Below are 2009 nucleotides of genomic sequence, written 5' to 3'. Positions count from 1 at the left end.
AGATCCACAAGGAGCTGAACGTGGAGCTGCCGCTGCGGGACGTGTTCCGCCACGCTACGGTCGAGGAAATGGCCGAGGCGATCAACCGGACGGATCAGCAGCAGTATATGTCCATTCCGGTGGCTAGGGATCAGGAGTACTATCCTCTATCCTCCACGCAGAAACGGCTGTATATTTTGCACCAGATGGAAGAAGCCGAGCAAAGCTACAACATGCCGGGAGCGATGCTGCTTGAAGGGGCGCTCGACCGGGAACGGTTCGAAGCGGCGTTCCGCGCTCTGGTTGCGCGTCATGAGACGCTGCGCACCGGGTTTGAGCTGGTAGACGGCGAGCCTGTGCAGCGGATACGCCCGCAGGTGGATTTTGCGGTGGAGTATGTGCAGGCCGCCGACGAACGGGAAGCCGACGAGATCGTGCGCGGGTTCATTCGCGCCTTTGATCTTACGGAGCCTCCGCTGCTGCGGATCGGATTGATCGAGCTGGAGCAACACCGCCATATTCTGATGTTCGACATGCACCATATTATCTCGGACGGCGTGTCGATGGAGATTTTGGTGGAGGAGTTTGTCCGCTTGTACGACGGGGAAGAACTGTCGCCTCTGCGCATTCAGTACAAGGACTACGCCGTGTGGCAGCAGTCCGAGTCGCAGAAGGACAGGATGAAGCGGCAGGAGGCGTACTGGCTGGAGCAGTTCAGCGGGGAGCTTCCGGTGCTCGAAATGCCGACGGATTTCGCTCGTCCTGTATTCCGCAGCTTCAAAGGAGACGTGTACGAGTTCGTGATTGACGCGCGGAAGAGTGCGGCCTTGCGGCAGCTTGCTGCTGAATCGGGGGCCACGTTGTATATGGTGCTTCTAGCCCTTTATACCACGCTGCTTCATAAATATTCCGGGCAGGAAGACATCATCGTAGGCTCGCCGATTGCGGGCAGAAGTCACGGCGATTTGGAGCCGCTGATCGGGATGTTTGTCAACACGCTGGCGATTCGCAGCTATCCGGCAGGGGATAAATCCTTCCGCTCCTTCCTGAAGGAAGTCCAAGAAACGACCATGCAGGCCTATGAGCATCAGGATTACCCGTTCGAGGAACTGGTGGAAAACGTACGGGTGTCTCGCGACGTAAGCCGCAATCCGCTCTTTGACACGCTTTTGGTCATGCAAAACGTAGAAGAAGGGGAATTTGCGATCAACGGGCTGCGCCTCGCGCCTTTCGCGAATGAGCGGTCTGTAGCGAAATTTGATCTGACGCTGGAAATCGCAGAGGATGCCGACAAGCTGGTATGCGGCATCGAATACGCGACGGCGTTATACACGAGGGAAACGATGGAACGGTTGGCGAAGCACTTCGACCGGCTGATTGAGGCCGTCATCCAGACCCCGTCGGCGCCGCTTGGAACGCTGGATATGGTGACATTGGAAGAGAGGCTTCAGCTGCTTACCGTATTCAACGATACGGATGCGAATTACCCGAGAGAGAGGACGATTCACGGGTTGTTCGAGGAGCAGGCGGAGCAGCATCCGGATGCGGTCGCGGTCGAATACGAGGACGAGCGGCTGACGTACCGGGAGCTGAACGAGCGGGCGAACCGCCTGGCGCGTACCTNGGGTTGTTCGAGGAGCAGGCAGAGCGGCATCCGGATGCGGTCGCGGTCGAGTATGAGGACGAGCGGCTGACGTACCGGGAGCTGAACGAGCGGGCGAACCGCCTGGCGCGTACCCTGCGGGACCAAGGCGTAGGGGCGGACCGACTGGTGGGCATTATGGCCGAGCGTTCCCCTTCCATGGTGGTCGGGATTCTGGCCATCCTGAAGGCGGGCGGGGCGTATGTGCCGATTGATCCGGACTACCCGGAGGAGCGCATCCGCTACATGCTGGACGATTCGGGAGCCGGGGTGCTGCTGCTGCAGGCGCATTTGCGGGACAAAGCGGCCTTTGCAGGCGTCTGCCTGCTCCTGGATGACGAGAAGAGCTACACCGTGGACAGCGCGAACCTCGTCTCGGTCAACCAGC

The 2009-nt window shown here is 59.5% G+C and carries 1 pseudogene; it reads left to right on the top strand.

Annotated features, from left to right (window positions below):
• Positions 1-170: 170 nt before the first annotated feature.
• Positions 171-2009: pseudogene (locus AC6ROY_RS25275) on the top strand (non-ribosomal peptide synthetase); the annotation flags it as partial.

It is taken from the genome of Paenibacillus sp. sg306046, from assembly GCF_059821225.1.
The sequence above is the reverse complement of the archived record's forward strand: the minus strand, read 5'-3'. Positions and strand labels throughout refer to the sequence as shown.